We start from the raw sequence: 18,318 nt of genomic DNA, 5'->3' as shown, positions 1-18,318 counted from the left end.
GTTTATGAGTTTAAAAGTTTAAAACCTGTCCGCAAAAATAGTATAAAATAAATTCTAAACAGTTAAACTTTTATACGCTAAACTTATTGTAAAGAAACTAATTTATCTACACTCCATGCTTCCGGTTTATCGTTGAAGAGTTTCTTTGTAAATGTCCAAACTTCATCAAATAATGCTGAGTTTCGGTAGTTTTCTAAATCTTCTTCGGTTTCCCAATAACTGTACGTGAAAAATATACAAGGATTATTTTTGTCTTGATACAATTCTAATAATTGGTTGCCTGGTGAATTTCTGATTTTTTCTTTGATTTGTTCAAAATTTTCTAGAAATGCTGGAATGTTTTCTTCATGAAAACTTAGTTTTACTATTCTGACGAACATATTATTTTATTTAAAAACTACACTTACCACATCTCTATATTTTAGACCCAATAGTGATTTAGCAGTTCCTGTAGTGTTAGGGTTGCTTTTGTAAATGGCAATTTCCAGAAATCCGGCTTCGTTAAAAAGAGCCAATTTTTCTCCTTCGTATTCTTTTAATGTATAACCTTCACGTACGTTAAAGTCGGAATAGGAACGATGAATTTTTTTTATGTTTTTGGTACCAAATCGAATTTCAAAACTACGGTCATTACCTATGTTGGCAAACATTTCTTTTGAAATATTTGTAATACAGTTACCAAAATGGTCTATATAAATCACATTACCTCTTATGGTATCGTTTTCGGCAACGGCCTGTAACTGGTTTTGTGGTTTGAGCTGATCAATTTTTTTACCAAGAGCACTTAATTGTCCTCCTTTTGCTATATGACAAGAAACAGCAATAAGCATGTCTAAATCACTTGCCGTTTGTGGCATTCTATCTTTAATGTCAATTTCAATAATGGTTTCAGGTTTCTGATTTTGGCATATTAAACTCATGATGCCATTGTCAGCACATACAAAATAGTGATTATTCCAGTAAACAACTATATGTTTGGTATGAATTGTACTTTCGCTATCTACTCCTATAAAGTGAACTGAGTCTTTAGGAAAGCTGTTGTAAGCAACGTTAATTACGTAACTGGCTTCAGAGATATTGAATAGATCTATGTTATGTGAAATATCAATAATTTGTGCTTCAGGAAGTTGTGAAAGAATTTTACCTTTTAGCGCACCTACAAAGTGGTCTTTAAGTCCAAAATCGGTAGTAAGTGTAATTATTGACATTATTTTGTTTATAACTATTCCTGAAATATTTCGGTAAATTTAGTAGATTTGAGAGAAACTAAACGAATTTATTTTTAACTAAATTTTATTGCCTTTGAACGAAAGAGTAATCGAATTAGAAAATATTGCACCAAAAGAATTTTGGGGAGCACATGATGGTCATTTAGAAACTATCAAAAAATATTATCCAAAGCTAAAAATTGTTGCCAGAGGAACCACTTTGAAAGCTTTTGGGGAGGAAGAAGTTTTAGATGAGTTTGAAGTTCGTTTTAGGCGGTTAATGACTCACTTTACCCGTTTTAACAGTATAGATGATAACGTAATTATGCGTATTGTTGAAGGGGATTCACAACAAACGGGTCAAATGGCTGACCATGATAAAATTCTTGTGCATGGTTTAGGCGGAAAGCTTATCAAAGCAATGACTCCTAATCAGCAATTATTAGTTGATACGTTACAAAAGAATGATATGGTTTTTGCTGTAGGACCTGCAGGAACTGGTAAAACGTATACAGGGGTTGCTTTAGCGGTAAAAGCTCTTAAGGAAAAACAGGTTAAAAGAATAATTTTAACACGCCCTGCTGTTGAGGCAGGAGAAAACCTTGGTTTCCTTCCAGGTGATATGAAAGAAAAGCTGGATCCTTATATGCAACCTTTATATGACGCTTTGCGAGATATGATTCCGCCACAAACGTTAGAGGATTATATCTTAAAAGGGATTATACAAATTGCACCTTTGGCTTTTATGCGCGGACGTACTTTAGATAATGCTTTTGTTATTCTTGATGAAGCACAAAATACCACGCACAGCCAAATGAAAATGTTTTTAACCCGTATGGGTAAAAATGCCAAGTTTATCATAACGGGTGATCCCGGGCAGGTGGATTTGCCACGTAGAACGATTTCAGGTTTGAAGGAAGCAATTTTAGTACTTAAAAACGTTGATGGTATTGGTATTATTTATTTGGATGATAAAGATATTGTACGCCACCGATTGGTGAAAAAGATTATTGATGCATATAAGAGTATAGAAAATCAGGATTGATTTTTAAAATCATATTTTTAAAGGTTAATTTTTCAGAATTTGGAAAATTACCCTTTATTTTTTTGTTAAAATAAAAACTTTTCAACACGAAAACGTTTTCGGAAAGGTATTTGATTGTGGCTGTGTTTTTTGGTAGTACTATTTGTTTATTTTTAGTTAAAATTTTATTAACCAACCAATTAGGATTATAAAATGAAACAAAAAACAATCAAAGGTTTAAGCCTTTTAACTTTAGGCTTAATTGCTTTTTCCTGTTCCGAGGAAAAGAGCATTCAGGATGCTTCACTTGAACAGGCAAAACAAAATAAGGTAATAAATATTACGAATCATGATGGCAAACCATTTAGTACTGGGATCAGTACAAATATAAATGGAAAGTATGTAGCAAATCCCGGAGGTGGAGTCATGATGCAGGCTTTTTATTGGGATGTTCCTTCAGGTGGTACGTGGTGGGATACTGTAAAATCTAAAGTTACCGCTTGGGGCAATGCCGGAATTGGATCTATCTGGTTGCCACCTGCATCAAAAGCACAAAACGGTCCGTATTCGATGGGATATGATCCAACGGATTATTATGATTTTGGTGATTATAATCAAAATGGTACTGTAGAGACTCGTTTTGGTTCAAAAAATGAATTGGTAAGTTTAATTACACAAGCACATACCGAAAATATGCAGGTGTATGCTGATATTGTAATCAATCATAATAGTGGGGGACAATCTGAAGCAAATCCATATACAGGAACCAATACTTGGACCAACTTTTCAGGAGTAGCTTCAGGTAAATTTATCAGAAATTATAATGATTTTTATAAAAATTCTTACGGCAATAATGACGAAGGTTCCTTTGGTGGTTATCCAGATTTGTGTCATGCCAATCCACATGTCCAAGATTGGTTATGGGGAAGAACAGATGCTGTAGGTAAATATTATAAAAACACGATGAAATTTGACGGATGGCGTTTTGATTATGTTAAAGGGTTTGGTCCATGGGTAGTGAATAATTGGAATGCAAATGTTGGTGGATTTTCTGTAGGTGAATATTGGGACTCCAATGTAAATACATTAGAATGGTGGGCAAACAATGCAAATTCTTCGGTATTTGATTTTGCGTGTTATTATAAAATGAATGATGCTTTTGATGGGAATAATTTGGCGTTATTAAATGATGACATGATGTGGAAACGTAATCCGTATAAAGCAGTAACTTTTGTAACCAACCATGATACTGATGAAATTTGGAACAAGATGTTGGCTTATGCTTATATTTTGACACATGAGGGTTACCCAACTATTTTTTATAGAGATTATGAAGAATGGTTAAATAAAGAGCGTTTGAATAATTTAATTTGGATACATAACAACAAAGCAACAGGTACCACTTCAATTTTATATAGCGACAATGACGAATATATTGCAAGAAGAAATGGTTACAATGGTAATGTTGGTTTAGTGGTTTATTTAAATAATTCATCTTCATGGCAGGAAAGATGGATTCAAACCAATTGGGCAAATGCACAAATCAAAGATTTTACAGGACATTCATCTTGGTATCCTACTACTCAAGGGGATAAGTGGGTGAAAATTCAATGTCCGCCTAACAGTTATTCAGTTTGGTCTATAAATATGTAGTTAGTTTTTTCAAAATGTTTAAAGTCGGTTTTGTGCCGACTTTTTTCTTTTGTATTCTTCCAATTTAAATTACTTTTGCATCACTAACAACAACACACTTAATGAATACTATTACTTCTACCCAGTTTAACTTTCCTGGGCAAAAATCGGTTTATCACGGAAAAGTACGTGAAGTTTACAATATCAATGATGAACTTTTAGTAATGATTGCTACCGACAGGCTTTCGGCTTTTGATGTGATTATGCCTAAAGGAATTCCTTACAAAGGACAAATCTTGAACCAAATTGCGACTAAATTCATGCAGTTAACAGAAGATATTGTGCCTAACTGGTTGGTTGCAACTCCTGATCCAAGTGTAGCTGTAGGACATTTATGTGAGCCTTTTAAGGTAGAAATGGTAATTCGTGGTTATTTATCGGGACATGCAGCCCGTGAATATGCAGAAGGAAAAAGAATACTTTGTGGTGTTGCTATGCCAGAAGGAATGAAAGAAAACGATAAATTCCCTCAGCCTATTATTACGCCAACAACTAAAGCAGCTGTAGGAACTCACGATGAGGATATTTCTAGAGAAGCTATTTTAGCACAAGGAATTGTTTCTGAAGAAGATTATTTAGTATTGGAAAAATACACTAGAGATTTATTCCAAAGAGGAACAGAAATTGCGGCATCACGTGGATTAATTTTAGTAGATACCAAATATGAATTTGGAAAAACTAAAGACGGAAAAATCGTTCTTATTGACGAAATTCATACACCGGATTCTTCACGTTATTTTTATGCTGATGGATACCAAGAACGTCAAGATAGAGGGGAAGCACAAAAGCAGTTATCTAAAGAATTTGTGCGTCAGTGGTTGATTGCAAATGGTTTTCAAGGAAAAGAAGGACAGCAGATTCCTGAAATGACTGACGAGTATATTGAAACAGTTTCGGAAAGATATATTGAGCTTTATGAAAATATCATCGGAGAAAAATTTGTAAAAGCAGATGTTTCCAATATTCAGGAAAGAATTGAAAAGAATGTGGTTGCATTTTTAAATAAATAAAAAAAGGAGCTTAGCTCCTTTTTTTATACTTTATTGATTCCTCCTGAACCACTTACTTTTTCTTCAACTATTTTAGGATTGCCGGAATAGTTTATTTGTCCGGAGCCGGAAACAACAGCGCTGATAGAATGAGAAGCAGTAACAGCGGCTTTTCCTGAACCCGATACCTGCACGGTAACATTTTCTGAATTCATTTTTCCTGAGTCAATTCGGCCGGAACCGGATAATGTTATTTCAAAATTCTTTGTTGAGCCATTTAAAACTAATTGTCCTGAGCCGGATAGGACAGCATCAAGTTTTTGGGTATCGATGTTTAAATTGATTTTACCTGAACCTCTTTGAGTTGCAGAAAAATTTGTTGCTTTTATTTCTGTTGCGGAAGTAATGCTGCCTGATCCTGAAAGTGTTACATTTTTAATTTGTTCAACGGGAACTGTTACTTCAATTCTTTTAGTGTATCTGATATTCGAATTCTTTTTAAATTTGATTTTCAAGTTTCTGCCTTCCACTTCAGTGATTACATAATCCAGAATATTATCCTCTCCGGTAATACTGATTTTACCTTCATTTCCACTTGTCAGTTTGACGGTAAATGAACCGGAAACAGAAATGCCCTCATAGTCTGAGGTTGTTCTGGTTTCAGTTTTGATGACCCCATTTCCTTTAACAGAATTTTTATTTGACCCATTTTGTGAATAAAAAGGTAATAAAATAAACAAAGCTGTGATTGTGAATAATTTTTTCATGATGATTTTCATTTTTTGATTGATTGTTATTTTCCTTGAATTTGTACTGAACCATAATTGGTTATGATTCCGAATTTTGATTTCCCACTTGAATTTCTTGCACCTTTATATTGATTGATGTTGTTTTTTGCTGATTTTGAGCTGTAATCCAAATCCAAATCGGTTTTTAAACTTCCATACATACAGCGTATATCAAAATCGAATGACAATGCAGCAGGGACATTTATTTTTATAGAAGAATAATTTGCAGTGATGGAGGTATTCTTGAAATTAGTATCAGCAGTAAAATTCAACTGGGCATAATTTATGCTTAATGCAGAGGTTTCTACATTGCTGAAATTCATATTTACATAATTGCCGCTGCAGTTAAAATTACCGATATTCTTAAAATTGTAATCGTTATAACTGCCTGTAGAATGTACTTTGTCTATGTTTGATAAATGAAATTTGTTGTAATTTCCGGAAGTACTGATGCTTTCTCCTTTTGCTGTAGCTAATTCGGAATAATTGGCGTTACATGATAATTTATTTACATAATTTATTTTTGAATTATCCGAATAATTGAGCGTGAAATTATTATTGCCCGTTAAATCACCTGCAATAACGTTGCCATAATTGCATTTTATAATTGAGGAACCATTTAGTTTGGAAATTAAAATGTTGCCGTAATTGTTATACAATACCACATTTCCTCTTTTAGGAATCAATACCACATAGTTTACTTCATAACTGACATCTGATTTATTCCAGTCCAATCCCCAGCTTTTATTTGAAGGAAATATGGTTTTAGCTGAAATTAATGAAACAGTAGTGTCTGTGAAATCAACTGATATGTCATCAATTTTTTCGTTTACAGTACTTTCTTTTTTACCGCTTACGGTAATTTTAGCTGTAATAGAAATTTTATTTTCATCCCAAAGCTGTACAGAAATGGCTCCATATGAATTTGAAATTTGTGTTGTGGCATCAGGGTTAACGATATAGGTTTTTGATATTGTCTTTTCTTTTGAGTGCGGGAATTTTTCATTATTTACTCCGGCTTTGGAATAAAATGGCAATAAAATTAAGACAAAAATAAATTTATAAAGTGTTTTCATTTTGATTGTTTTTTAATTGATTGATGTGTTCTAATTGCTCCATAACCGACTGGATAAATGAAATACGGGTTTGCATATTGGTCAGCAAAGCGTAAATTATTTGTTTGTTTTCACCTTTATTGGCTATTTCAATTTTCAATTTCTTGTAATCTTTTTCAAGAATTTCCAATTGGATTAGAGCATCATTAATAATTTTTTTGTTTTCAGGTGTTTCTCTGCTTTTTAACTCTGTTAATTCTTTTTCAATTACTGATGTAAAGTAATCCTGTGTTTTTTGCGTTTCTGGAGAAAGCTGAACCGTTGTTTTTTGATTGATGATTAAAAACATGGCTGCGCTTCCTAAAATAAATGCAATAGAAGCAACTATCCGCAACGGAAACCTCTTTTGTTTAGGTTTTTGTTGTCCGAGTTTTTGTAAAAATCGTTTTTCATGACCTAAAATCGGTTCTTCAATATCCCAATTTTCGGTTTTAAAAAATTCGTTGTTATCTGTATACTTCATCTTGAATCAGTTTGCTTTTTAAACTTTCTTTAGCCCTGAATAACATTGTTCTGCAATTGTTTTCATTAATCTTGAGGATTTCACTAATTTCTTCGGTATCAAATCCTTCAATAAAAAAAAGTGTCAGTATGATTTTATAATTCGGTTTTAATTCATTCATTTTGGCTAAAACCATTTCCACTTTCTTATTGGTAAAATCGATTGCTGTATCTTCAATTTCTTCACCGGTATCAAAATTTTCAGAAATAGAATCTATTTTATATTTGTTTGTTTTATGCAGTTCTGTTATACTTTTATTTATAACTATTCTTTTCAGCCATGCACCAAAAGCAACATTACCGCTAAAACTTTCCAACTTATCAAAAGCGTTTAAAAAACTTTCCTGCATTATGTCTTCCGCCAGTTCATGATTATTCACGATTCTGAAAGAAACGTTAAACATTGCCTTGTAATAACGGTTATAAACAGCAAGCATGGCTTTCTGATTATTTTGTTTACACTGCATTAGTAAGATACTGATATCTATATCTTGATTTTTCAAAAGCTTTTGAGGTTGGTTTTATACTAAAGACAAATTAAAAATTTATTTATTACAGTTTGAGTGAAAAATTTTAATTGTTTTTATGACTGGATTACAGAATGTTAAAATAATGTTATAGTTTGAAAAATGACTGTAACATATCCCTGAACGGTTTGTCTTATAATTAAACAATTTAAAAAACAATCATCATGAAATCAACAAATCAAAAAGCGGAAAGTAACAATTTAGTTTACACAGGAAAAAAAGCAATGATAATGTTAGGATTGGCTTTGGGGGTCTATTCTACAAATACATTGGCAAATCAATCAAAATTAAATCTTCAATTCTCAGAAAATGAATTGGTGAAAGTGGATCATTCTCCTATCTGTAAAGCTATTATAAAAGGAGATGTGGAAGCAGTTAAAAAATTTATTGAGTACGGTGTTAATGTAAATGAAACATCCAATGGTTTAACACCGCTTATGCTTGCTGCCCGATTTAACAATGTTGAAATTGTTAAGCTTTTATTACAGAAAGGCGCAGATAGAAAAATTAGAGATGAAAAAGGATATGATGCATTAAAATATGCTGAAATGTCTAAAGCAGCCGATGCATTGGATATATTAATGCGGGCATAATCTAAAAGATAAAAAAAAAGAGAAGCAAACGCTTCTCTTTTTTTATTCCGATATTTTCTTTAATTGGTTTTTATTTTTAATGGTGATTTTTTTGCCTGATAAATCAACTAGTCCATTTTTATTGAACTCAGAAAGCAAACGTATACAGCTTTCTGTTGCGGTACCTATCATTCCAGCCAATTCTTCTCTGGATAACTGGATCCTAAGGGAGCCATCTTCGTTAGTGCCAAAACTGTCTTCCAAATAAAGTAATGTCTCAGCCAAACGCTCTTTTACGCTTTTTTGAGCCATAGAAACCATATGATCATCTGCGTCTTTTAAATCACCGCAAATGGTTTTCATCATGTTCATGGAAAATTGATTGTTCTGATTAAAAAAGTGCATGATTTCGTTTTTAGGTACAAAACAAACTTCCATGTCTTCTAAAGCAATAGCACTTAAATTGGCAGGTTCTTCACTAATCATGGAACGTTGTCCCAATAATTCACCCGGTTTGGCCAATTTGACAATCTGATCCTTACCATTGGCACTTAGTTTGGTCATTTTACACACCCCGTCCTTGACACAAAAAACACCATTGGTTATTTCTCCCTCTTCAAAAATAGGTTCTCCTTTTTTTATGGTGTAAGATGTCTTGCAGTTAGCCATCTTTAAAAGCTCATCTTTAGACAAGGCTTTCAAAGCACTAAACTGTCTGACGATACATTGTTCACATTTACTCATACCGTGTAAAATTAATACACAAATATATTTAAAGTATGATAAATATCATATTTAAAAACACACTAACTTAAGACATTTGTTGAAGGTAAATGAGCAAATTTTATGAAGGCACAAAATTGTTTCCATTGTGGTAACGATGTGATCAAAAGTGACCAGATTATTTTTGATGCAAAATCTTTCTGCTGTGTGGGTTGTAAAACAGTATATGAGATTTTTAGTCAAAATGATTTAATCTGTTATTACGATTTTGAAAAATCACCGGGTACAACTCCGCAGGATATTAAAGGAAAGTATGAGTTTTTAAATGACGTAAAAATAGTTTCCAGACTTCTGGATTTCGAAGAAAATGAAACGCATATTGTTTCATTGTATATTCCCAACATCCATTGCAGTTCATGTATTTGGATTTTGGAAAATCTGCAAAAATTAGTTTCCGGAATCAGCAGTTCACAGGTTAATTTTCACGAAAAGAAAGTCAGAATAGTTTATAATCCTGATACAACTAATTTAAAGACGATAGTTGAAACATTATGCAGTATTGGTTATGAGCCTTACATCAGCTTAGAAAACTACGAAAACAAAAAGCAAAAAACAGACAGAACACTTATTTATAAAATAGGAGTGGCATTTTTTTCCTTTGGTAATATTATGCTCCTGTCGTTTCCTGAATATTTTGAAGTTGGTGAATTCTGGATTGAACAATACAAAGGATTTTTCCGTTGGTTGATTTTTGCATTGGCTTTGCCACCTTTTTTCTACTCGGCCTGGGGGTATTATATATCGGCATGGAAAAGTATCAAATCCAAAATGCTCAATATAGACATTCCTATCGCTTTAGGGATTGTGGTGATGTTTGTGCGAAGTACGGTTGATATTGTATTTGATTACGGTCAGGGTTTTTTTGACAGTATGTGCGGACTTATTTTCTTTATGCTGTTAGGGAAATTATTCCAGCAGAAAACCTATAATTTCTTGTCATTTGAACGCGATTATAAATCCTATTTTCCAATAGCAATTACTAAAATAAATGCTGATGGAACCGAAGAGCCTATACAGGTGTATGACATAGCAAAAGGAAATAGATTGTTAATCAGAAATCAGGAGCTTATTCCGGTTGATGGAATTTTAATTTCACCAGAAGCTTCCATCGATTACAGCTTTGTGACAGGTGAAGCGGTAGCCATTACAAAGAAATCGGGAGATAAAGTATTTGCAGGTGGAAAGCAAATAGGGAAAGTGATTGAAATGGAAGTTTTAAATTCTGTTTCACAGAGTTACTTAACTCAATTATGGAGTAATGATGTATTTCAAAAAAGGGTAGAACAGAAATACAAAACGATCACCGATACAATTAGTAGATATTTTACCCCGGCATTACTGCTCTTGGCATTTGTATCCTTCGGATTTTGGATTTTTAGAGATGTTACGACAGCATTTAATGTCTTTACTGCGATATTGATTGTGGCCTGTCCATGTGCCTTGGCATTAACCGCTCCTTTTACGTTAGGAAATGTACTTCGTATTATGGGATATAGAAAGTTATATCTTAAAAATGCGACTGTAATAGAACAAATGGCAAAAGTGGATACGATTGTTTTTGATAAAACAGGAACGATTACCACTAATAAAAAGACATCAATCACATATGAAGGAACTGAATTAAATCCGGAAGAACTTAAACTATTAAAAAATACATTAAAAGGTTCCAATCATCCTTTGAGCAGAAGACTGTATGATTTTATCCCCAATCAGGAGAAAATAGATGCGACCAATTTTGAAGAGATTACCGGTAAAGGAATTTTTGCCCAATTGGACGGGCATTCGGTAAAATTAGGTTCTTCTCAGTTTTTACAGCACATGAGTGAAAACACACATAAAAAAACCAAAGTGCATGTTGAAATTGACGGTGTTTACAAAGGAAGTTATGTTTTTAATAACCAGTATCGAGAAGGATTGGAGCAATTGTTTGAAAACCTCGCAAAAAAAAACAATTTGGTTGTTTTATCAGGCGATAATGACGGAGAAAGAAAGATTTTGGAAAAAATGCTTCCCGGAAATACAACTTTAGTTTTCAATCAAAAACCGGAACAGAAACTTCAATATATAGAGAACCTGCAAAAAGAAGGCAAAAACGTCATGATGATTGGTGATGGTTTAAATGATGCAGGAGCTTTGGCGCAAAGCAATATCGGTATTTCCATTTCTGAAAATGTAAATGTGTTTTCGCCGGCTTGTGACGGAATTCTTGACGCGGCTCAATTCTCAAAAATAGATTTCTTTATGCGTTTTTCAAAAAATGCAATGAAAACCATCATGATGAGTTTCGGCTTGTCTTTACTCTATAATGTTGTGGGCTTAAGTTATGCGGTTACAGGAAATTTATTGCCTATTGTAGCAGCAATTATTATGCCTTTGAGTACGGTTACTATAGTGAGTTTTGTGACCTTGATGAGTAATTATTATGCTTCTAAAAAATAGTTTCAATTAGTTATCAAAAATATTTTCCTGAAACTTAAGACAAATAAATATGTTATGACAAATATCATGTTTTATCCAAAATGGGAACGGTAATTTTGATTCATAAAATTTAAGGTATGAGTGTTATTTATTTATTAATCTGCATCAGCATTGTGCTGGCTGTAATTTTTCTCTACGTGTTCATAAGAGCTGTGAGAAACGGTCAGTTTGACGATGACTATACTCCTTCGGTCAGGATGTTATTCGAAGACGAGTTAAAAAAAGATAAACCCAAAACAAATATAAATTCAGAAAATCAAGATTAATTATGGAAATGCAGCAATTTTATTACGATAACAAAATTGTAAACAAGTTCATATACGCTACCATTGTGTTTGGAGTCGTGGGAATGTTGGTAGGATTATTACTGGCAACCATGTATTTATTTCCAAATCTTACCGATGGGATTTCGTGGTTGAGCTACGGACGTTTACGCCCATTACATACAAATGCGGTAATTTTTGCCTTTGTAGGTAATGCCATGTTTGCTGGTTATTATTATTCTATCCAGCGTTTATTAAAAACCAGAATGTACAGTGACTTTATGAGTAACCTGAATTTCTGGGGATGGCAGTTAATCATTGTAGCAGCAGCTATATCACTTCCGTTAGGATACACCTCATCAAAAGAATATGCCGAGTTGGAATGGCCTATTGACTTGGCTATTGCGGTAATCTGGGTTGTTTTTGGTCTGAATATGATTATGACAATTTTACGTAGGAGAGAACGCCATTTGTATGTAGCTATTTGGTTTTACATTGCCACTTTTGTAACGGTTGCTGTATTACATATTTTTAACAGTCTGGCATTACCGGTAAACGGTATGAAGTCTTATTCTGTGTATGCCGGTGTTCAGGATGCATTGGTGCAATGGTGGTACGGTCATAATGCGGTAGCTTTCTTCCTGACAACTCCGTTTCTGGGTTTGATGTATTATTTTATGCCTAAAGCCGCCAACAGACCGGTATATTCATATAGATTGTCAATTATTCACTTCTGGTCATTAATTTTCTTATACATCTGGGCGGGTCCTCACCATTTATTATATACTGCTTTGCCGGATTGGGCACAAAACTTAGGTGTTGTGTTTTCAGTAATGCTGATTGCACCATCTTGGGGAGGTATGATTAATGGTTTATTGACTTTGAGAGGTGTTTGGGATAAAGTGCGTACTGATGTCGTATTGAAATTCTTTGTAGTGGCAATTACAGGTTATGGTATGGCTACTTTTGAAGGACCTATGTTATCATTGAAAAATGTGAATGCTATTGCCCATTTTACTGACTGGATTGTTGCACACGTTCACGTGGGTGCTTTAGCTTGGAACGGATTTATGACATTTGGTATCATCTATTGGTTGCTGCCTCGATTGACTAAAACCGGATTGTATTCTCAAAAATTAGCCAATTTCCATTTCTGGATAGGGACTTTAGGGATCATTTTGTATGCTTTACCAATGTACGTTGCAGGTTTTGCACAAGCTTCTATGTGGAAACAATTCAATCCTGACGGATCTTTGGTTTATGGAAACTTTTTAGAAACCGTTACCCAAATGATACCTATGTATGCTATGAGAGCAATAGGAGGTACAATGTATTTAACAGGTATGCTGGTAATGGTTTACAATACATATAAAACAGTTGCTGCAGGACAAAAAGTAGAAGATGAATTGGCAGAAGCTCCTGAATTGACAAGAATTGCTCCATACCGCATGAAAAATGAACGATTCCATGCGTGGCTAGAAAGAAAGCCTATCCAATTAACAGTTTTGGCAACCATTGCAATTTTGATAGGCGGTGTAATTCAAATTGTACCTACAATTGTAGTAAAATCAAACATTCCTACAATTTCAAGTGTGAAACCATATACGCCGCTGGAATTGGAAGGCCGTGATTTATACATCCGTGAAGGTTGTGTGGGTTGTCACTCTCAAATGGTTCGTCCTTTCCGTTCAGAAGTAGCGCGTTATGGCGAATATTCTAAATCAGGTGAATATGTATATGATCATCCATTCTTATGGGGTTCAAAACGCACAGGTCCCGATTTGATGCGTGTGGGTGGAAAGTATAACGATAACTGGCACTTCAATCACATGTGGGATCCGCAAAGTACATCGGCTGGTTCTATAATGCCGGGATACAAATGGTTATTTGATAACAAAGCGGCTGATTATTCTGACATTGAAAAGAAAATGGAAGTTATGCAGACATTGGGTGTGCCTTATACTGATGATGAAGTTAAAAACGCAAGGACTTCAATGGCTCAGCAGTCAGCTAAAATTGAAGAGAATTTGAAAAACGACCCTGATTTTGTAAAAAGCTATACTCAAAGTGAGAAAAACGCTAAAGCAAAAGGTGAAAAATTTGTTCCTATGAAAGACCGCGAAATTGTAGCGTTGATTGCTTACCTGCAAAGATTGGGTACTGATATAAAAGTTAAAGATTCTCAAGCTAAAAACGAATAAGCCATGTTAAAGTTTGTAAAACACACAATGGAAAATATCTCAGGAATTGAGATATACCCTATCATATCATTATTAATATTCTTCTTCTTTTTTGTGGGATTGTATTTCTGGGTTTTTACTTATAACAAAGAAAAAATCAAAGAGTTAAGCAATTTGCCTTTTGCTGAAGAAACTTCTGATGAATTTTTAAAATTATAAAAGATGAAAAAGTTATTTCCGGTATATGTTAGAATTCCTGTCTTTTTTGCGGTATTTTTTATGGCAATGGAATTCTTTATCGACTCAGGTGACCGTCCTGCGTTTATCAAATATCCTATATTGAATCTTATTCTGCTGCTATTTTTATTAGTACTTATTGCTGTCGAAGTTGTATTAAATGCTACAGACAAAGTGTTGGACACATTATTGACTGACGAACAGCGTAAACAAAAAGAAATTGAGGATAACCTTCCTTTTATGCAAACGCAGTTTTATAAAGGAATTATGCAAAAACTAACCAAAACCCGTAAGGTTGAGGACGAACATGAACTTATTTTGCACCACAATTACGACGGAATTCAGGAATTGGATAATGTATTACCGCCATGGTGGGTGTATTTGTTCTATGCTTGTATTGTTTTTTCAATAGTTTATATGGTTCGTTTCCATTTTTTGGGTCATGATGACCAAACCATGGAATATGAAAAGGAAATGACTGCGGCAAAAATCCAGGTTGAGGAATATAAAAAAACAGCACCGGATGTAATGGATAAAGATAAAGTAACACTTTTAACTGATGCCGAAAGTATTAACGCTGGTAAAGCTATTTTCCAAACCAACTGTATTGCTTGTCACAAAGCCGATGGAGGAGGTACTATAGGACCCAATCTAACAGATAAAAACTGGGTATTAGGCGGTGGTATCAAGAATGTATTCAACACTATCATGGAAGGTGGACGTGCCGGTAAAGGTATGATTGCATGGAAAGATCAGATCAAGCCTTCCGAGATTCAAAAAATAGCCAGTTATGTATTGAGCTTGCAAGGCACAAATCCTCCTGGAGCTAAAGCACCGGAAGGCGATGTGTGGGAAGAAGACGGAGCGGCGGCACCTGCGAAAGAAACTGCTCCGGTTGCCAACTCTACAAAAGCTGAATAATTTTTTAAGCAGATTAAGTTGTCATTTTGACCAAAGAGAAATCTCATGATCTTGAGATATATTGTGAGATTTCTCATTTTAATTTGTTCCGTTTAAAATGACAAAAAAAGTAAAAAAATATGGCAACTAATTCACCCGACGATAGTTTCAGAGATTCTATTGCAACCATAGACAAAGAAGGAAAACGGGCTTGGGTTTTTCCTAAGAAGCCCAGTGGAAAATTATACGATAAAAGAAAAATTGTCAGTTATTTTCTGCTTGCATTTTTATTCTCGGCACCGTTTATCAAAGTCAACGGGAATCAGTTATTGCTGTTTAATATAATCGAACGTAAATTTTCAATTTTCGGGTTTCCTTTTTGGCCACAGGATTTTCATCTGGTAGTAATATCAATGATTATTGGGGTGGTAGGGTTGGCTTTGTTTACCGTGGCTTTCGGACGCATTTTTTGCGGATGGATTTGTCCGCAGACTATTTTCATGGAAATGGTTTTCCGTCGGATAGAATATTGGATTGAAGGCGACCGCGGCGCTCAGATTAAACTTGCCAAACAGGAATGGAATGCTGATAAAATAAGAAAAAAAGGAAGTAAATGGTTCATCTTTTTTATTGTTTCTTTTCTTATTGCTAATGTTTTTTTAGCGTATTTAGCGGGTAGTGACCATGTTTTGGATATGGTTAGACAAGGGCCTTTTCATAATACCAGTACATTAATAGCTTTATTGATTTTTACAGCAGTATTTTATTTTGTGTTTGCTTGGTTCCGCGAACAGGTTTGTATTATCGCCTGTCCTTACGGACGTATGCAGGGAGTGCTGCTGGACAATAAATCAATTAATGTGGCGTATGACCATGTGAGGGGAGAAGGTGAAAAGGGAAGGGCTAAGTTCAAAAAAGGAGAAGACAGAACTCTAGCCGGTAAAGGAGATTGTATAGATTGTCATCAGTGTGTGAATGTATGCCCTACAGGGATCGATATCCGTAACGGTATCCAGTTGGAATGTGTAAACTGTACAGCTTGTATAGACGAGTGTAATAGTATTATGCGGAGTGTGAATTTGCCTGTCAACTTGATACGTTATGCGAGTGAGGACGAAATTATGAAAAAGGAAAAATTTGTTTTCACAACCAGAATGAAAGGCTACGCAGCTATATTGTTAATATTAACTGGTGTTTTTGTGGGGATGCTGTTTTTACGAAATGATGTTGAAGCCACCGTATTACGATTGCCCGGACAGCTGTTCCAGCATAAAGGCGAGAATATAAGTAATGTGTTTACCTATAAAGTGGTCAATAAAACCATGGATGATTTTAGCAATGTGACTTTCAAATTGGTAAGCCCTGAGGGTAATTTAAAAATAGTAGGAAAACAAAGCATTCAAGTTAAAAAAGACAGTCTGGCGCAAGGAACGTTGTTTGTTGAAATTCATCCTGCTTTTTTAAGCGGTGATAAAACTAAAATTAAGATTGAAGTGTATAATGACAGTAAATTGATTGAAACTACTACGACCAACTTTTTGGGACCTCGAAGTTTTAATTGATTAAGATAGACAAAGAGATAAAAGACGAAAAGATGAAAGACGAAAAGATGAAAGACAAATAGATGAAAGACAAATAGATACAAGGTAAATAGTTAAGAGTAGGAAGAATAAAAATCTATTATCTGTTTTCTAAAAAAACAAGAATCTATTATCTATCTGTCTATTATCTATTTTCTAAAGAAATAAAATCTATTATCTAATAAAAAATATAAAATTATGAGAGCAAATTGGGGAACAGGAATCGTGGTAGCTTTTGGATTGTTCATCACATTCATATTATATTTTGTATTTAAAGTACAAGGTGATGCCAACTATGACCATGAAATGGTTACAGAAGATTATTATAAAAAAGAGATAGGTTATCAGGAGCAACTTGATAAACAGCAAAATGCATATGATTTAAAAGAAAAAATAACTGTAAAATCAACTGATGACGGATTAGTAATACAATTTCCAGCTTCGTTTGACTATAAAAATATTAAAGGCAAAGTGTCCCTATACAGACCGTCCAACCAGAAATTAGATTTCGATATGCCCATATCGTTATCTTCTTCCAATTTGCTCATACCTAAAACAAAGTTGGTGGGCGGTCGCTGGGACATTTCTATAGAATGGAATTATAAAGATAAGGGATATTTGAATAAGGAAAAGGTGAATTTGTAAAAATAGAAAATAGATGAGAGACCAAGAGATAATAGACATTTTGATTATCTTTTATCTATCCATCTATATTCTTTTCTCTCAAAAAATAAAGATGTTATACTCAGCTTTCATATTAGGTTTAGTCAGCAGTTTACATTGCGTGGGCATGTGTGGTCCTATAGCCATGATGCTGCCTGTTGACAGAAGTAATGAAGCTAAAAAAGTAACACAAATTATTACCTATCACTTAGGTAGGATAACCGCTTATACAATTTTAGGGTTGATTTTTGGTTTATTGGGCAGAGGGCTTTTTCTGGCGGGAATACAGCAACAATTGTCTGTTGTCATTGGCATAGTAATGATTGTATTCGTACTTGTACCGGAAAAAGTCTTTGCCCGATATAATTTTTCAAAACCTGTTTTAAAACTTATAAGTAGAGTAAAAACAGCATTAGGACAGCAGTTTAAAAAGAAAACCTATAGTTCTATCTTCACCATAGGCTTGCTGAACGGTTTTTTGCCGTGCGGATTGGTTTATGTCGCCCTTTTTGGAGCCATAGCCATGCAGGAAGTTCCTTTGAGTATGGCTTATATGGCATTATACGGATTAGGAACTATTCCATTAATGAGTGCGGTAGTGTATATTTCTGATTTGGTGACATTGTCTGTACGGAATAAAATTCAAAAAATCATTCCTTTGATTGCCATTGCTATTGGTACTTTATTTATTTTACGCGGACTTGGGCTTGACATACCATTTGTATCACCAAGTAATGTGAGTCTGTTTGTGCAGAATACACCGCACTGCAAATAATTAACTGCCTTATACTTTTTGATGTATTTTGATAAAAATAAGA

19 protein-coding genes are annotated in these 18,318 nt (G+C 34.2%); 12 read left to right on the top strand and 7 right to left on the bottom strand.

Annotation, left to right across the window (positions count from 1 at the left end; genetic code table 11):
• Window positions 1-83: 83 nt before the first annotated feature.
• Complete coding sequence (locus EZM65_RS01685) at window positions 84-380, bottom strand: putative quinol monooxygenase (RefSeq protein ID WP_136666783.1); 297 nt, start codon at window positions 378-380, stop codon at window positions 84-86.
• A gap of 6 nt (window positions 381-386) precedes the next feature.
• Window positions 387-1,208: an S-adenosyl-l-methionine hydroxide adenosyltransferase family protein gene (locus EZM65_RS01680; protein ID WP_136666782.1), complete on the bottom strand. Its 822-nt coding sequence runs from the start codon at window positions 1,206-1,208 to the stop codon at window positions 387-389.
• A 94-nt stretch (window positions 1,209-1,302) separates the two neighbouring features.
• Between EZM65_RS01680 and EZM65_RS01675 the strand changes: the two genes are divergently transcribed.
• The 3 genes from EZM65_RS01675 to EZM65_RS01665 all read left to right on the top strand — a co-directional run bounded on the left by EZM65_RS01675 (window position 1,303) and on the right by EZM65_RS01665 (window position 4,934).
• Entirely contained in the window at window positions 1,303-2,253 is a 951-nt protein-coding gene (locus EZM65_RS01675) for a PhoH family protein (RefSeq protein ID WP_136666781.1), read from the top strand.
• A 192-nt stretch (window positions 2,254-2,445) separates the two neighbouring features.
• A complete protein-coding gene (locus EZM65_RS01670; RefSeq protein WP_136666780.1) occupies window positions 2,446-3,885 on the top strand; it encodes an alpha-amylase in 1,440 nt (479 codons plus the stop codon).
• A 101-nt stretch (window positions 3,886-3,986) separates the two neighbouring features.
• Window positions 3,987-4,934, top strand: coding sequence for a phosphoribosylaminoimidazolesuccinocarboxamide synthase (locus tag EZM65_RS01665; protein ID WP_136666779.1), 948 nt, complete (start codon window positions 3,987-3,989; stop codon window positions 4,932-4,934).
• Between the two features lie 23 nt (window positions 4,935-4,957).
• On the opposite strand, the gene EZM65_RS01660 is transcribed toward EZM65_RS01665, so the two are convergent.
• The 4 genes from EZM65_RS01660 to EZM65_RS01645 are packed head-to-tail and all read right to left on the bottom strand — an operon-like array spanning window position 4,958 to window position 7,820.
• Complete coding sequence (locus EZM65_RS01660; RefSeq protein WP_169051613.1) at window positions 4,958-5,680, bottom strand: head GIN domain-containing protein; 723 nt, start codon at window positions 5,678-5,680, stop codon at window positions 4,958-4,960.
• Between the two features lie 26 nt (window positions 5,681-5,706).
• Window positions 5,707-6,777 (bottom strand): hypothetical protein, encoded by a 1,071-nt coding sequence (locus tag EZM65_RS01655; RefSeq protein WP_136666777.1) that lies wholly within the window; start codon window positions 6,775-6,777, stop codon window positions 5,707-5,709.
• Entirely contained in the window at window positions 6,761-7,279 is a 519-nt protein-coding gene (locus EZM65_RS15680) for an anti-sigma factor (protein WP_248574804.1), read from the bottom strand. The genes EZM65_RS01655 and EZM65_RS15680 overlap by 17 nt, the downstream gene beginning before the upstream one ends.
• On the bottom strand, window positions 7,263-7,820 hold the full coding sequence (locus tag EZM65_RS01645; protein ID WP_248574803.1) for an RNA polymerase sigma factor: 558 nt from the start codon (window positions 7,818-7,820) through the stop codon (window positions 7,263-7,265). The genes EZM65_RS15680 and EZM65_RS01645 overlap by 17 nt, the downstream gene beginning before the upstream one ends.
• A 188-nt stretch (window positions 7,821-8,008) precedes the next feature.
• On the opposite strand from EZM65_RS01645, the gene EZM65_RS01640 reads away from it, so the two are divergent.
• The gene (locus tag EZM65_RS01640; protein WP_136666776.1) at window positions 8,009-8,437 is read left to right on the top strand and encodes an ankyrin repeat domain-containing protein; all 429 of its coding nucleotides are present in this window, start codon (window positions 8,009-8,011) and stop codon (window positions 8,435-8,437) included.
• Between the two features lie 42 nt (window positions 8,438-8,479).
• On the opposite strand, the gene EZM65_RS01635 is transcribed toward EZM65_RS01640, so the two are convergent.
• The gene (locus EZM65_RS01635; RefSeq protein ID WP_136666775.1) at window positions 8,480-9,160 is read right to left on the bottom strand and encodes a Crp/Fnr family transcriptional regulator; all 681 of its coding nucleotides are present in this window, start codon (window positions 9,158-9,160) and stop codon (window positions 8,480-8,482) included.
• A gap of 102 nt (window positions 9,161-9,262) precedes the next feature.
• Here EZM65_RS01635 and EZM65_RS01630 point away from each other — a divergent pair, with 102 nt between their 5' ends.
• The 8 genes from EZM65_RS01630 to EZM65_RS01595 all read left to right on the top strand — a co-directional run bounded on the left by EZM65_RS01630 (window position 9,263) and on the right by EZM65_RS01595 (window position 18,275).
• Complete coding sequence (locus EZM65_RS01630) at window positions 9,263-11,638, top strand: heavy metal translocating P-type ATPase metal-binding domain-containing protein (RefSeq protein ID WP_136666774.1); 2,376 nt, start codon at window positions 9,263-9,265, stop codon at window positions 11,636-11,638.
• Window positions 11,639-11,754: 116 nt separating this feature from the next.
• The gene (ccoS, locus tag EZM65_RS01625; protein ID WP_136666773.1) at window positions 11,755-11,943 is read left to right on the top strand and encodes a cbb3-type cytochrome oxidase assembly protein CcoS; all 189 of its coding nucleotides are present in this window, start codon (window positions 11,755-11,757) and stop codon (window positions 11,941-11,943) included.
• Between the two features lie 2 nt (window positions 11,944-11,945).
• The gene (gene ccoN, locus EZM65_RS01620; protein ID WP_136666772.1) at window positions 11,946-14,141 is read left to right on the top strand and encodes a cytochrome-c oxidase, cbb3-type subunit I; all 2,196 of its coding nucleotides are present in this window, start codon (window positions 11,946-11,948) and stop codon (window positions 14,139-14,141) included.
• Window positions 14,142-14,144: 3 nt separating this feature from the next.
• A complete protein-coding gene (locus EZM65_RS01615; protein ID WP_136666771.1) occupies window positions 14,145-14,339 on the top strand; it encodes a CcoQ/FixQ family Cbb3-type cytochrome c oxidase assembly chaperone in 195 nt (64 codons plus the stop codon).
• A 3-nt stretch (window positions 14,340-14,342) separates the two neighbouring features.
• Window positions 14,343-15,278, top strand: coding sequence for a cbb3-type cytochrome c oxidase N-terminal domain-containing protein (locus EZM65_RS01610; protein ID WP_136666770.1), 936 nt, complete (start codon window positions 14,343-14,345; stop codon window positions 15,276-15,278).
• A gap of 119 nt (window positions 15,279-15,397) precedes the next feature.
• Window positions 15,398-16,819, top strand: a complete 1,422-nt coding sequence (ccoG, locus tag EZM65_RS01605; RefSeq protein WP_136666769.1) for a cytochrome c oxidase accessory protein CcoG — start codon at window positions 15,398-15,400, stop codon at window positions 16,817-16,819.
• A 216-nt stretch (window positions 16,820-17,035) separates the two neighbouring features.
• Window positions 17,036-17,482, top strand: a complete 447-nt coding sequence (locus tag EZM65_RS01600) for a FixH family protein (RefSeq protein ID WP_136666768.1) — start codon at window positions 17,036-17,038, stop codon at window positions 17,480-17,482.
• 91 nt (window positions 17,483-17,573) lie between these two features.
• Window positions 17,574-18,275, top strand: a complete 702-nt coding sequence (locus tag EZM65_RS01595) for a sulfite exporter TauE/SafE family protein (RefSeq protein WP_136666767.1) — start codon at window positions 17,574-17,576, stop codon at window positions 18,273-18,275.
• Window positions 18,276-18,318 lie beyond the last annotated feature (43 nt).

The sequence above is a fragment of the Flavobacterium sp. H122 genome, from assembly GCF_004959765.1.
Classification (GTDB): Bacteria; Bacteroidota; Bacteroidia; order Flavobacteriales; family Flavobacteriaceae; genus Flavobacterium.
The sequence above is the reverse complement of the archived record's forward strand: the minus strand, read 5'-3'. Positions and strand labels throughout refer to the sequence as shown.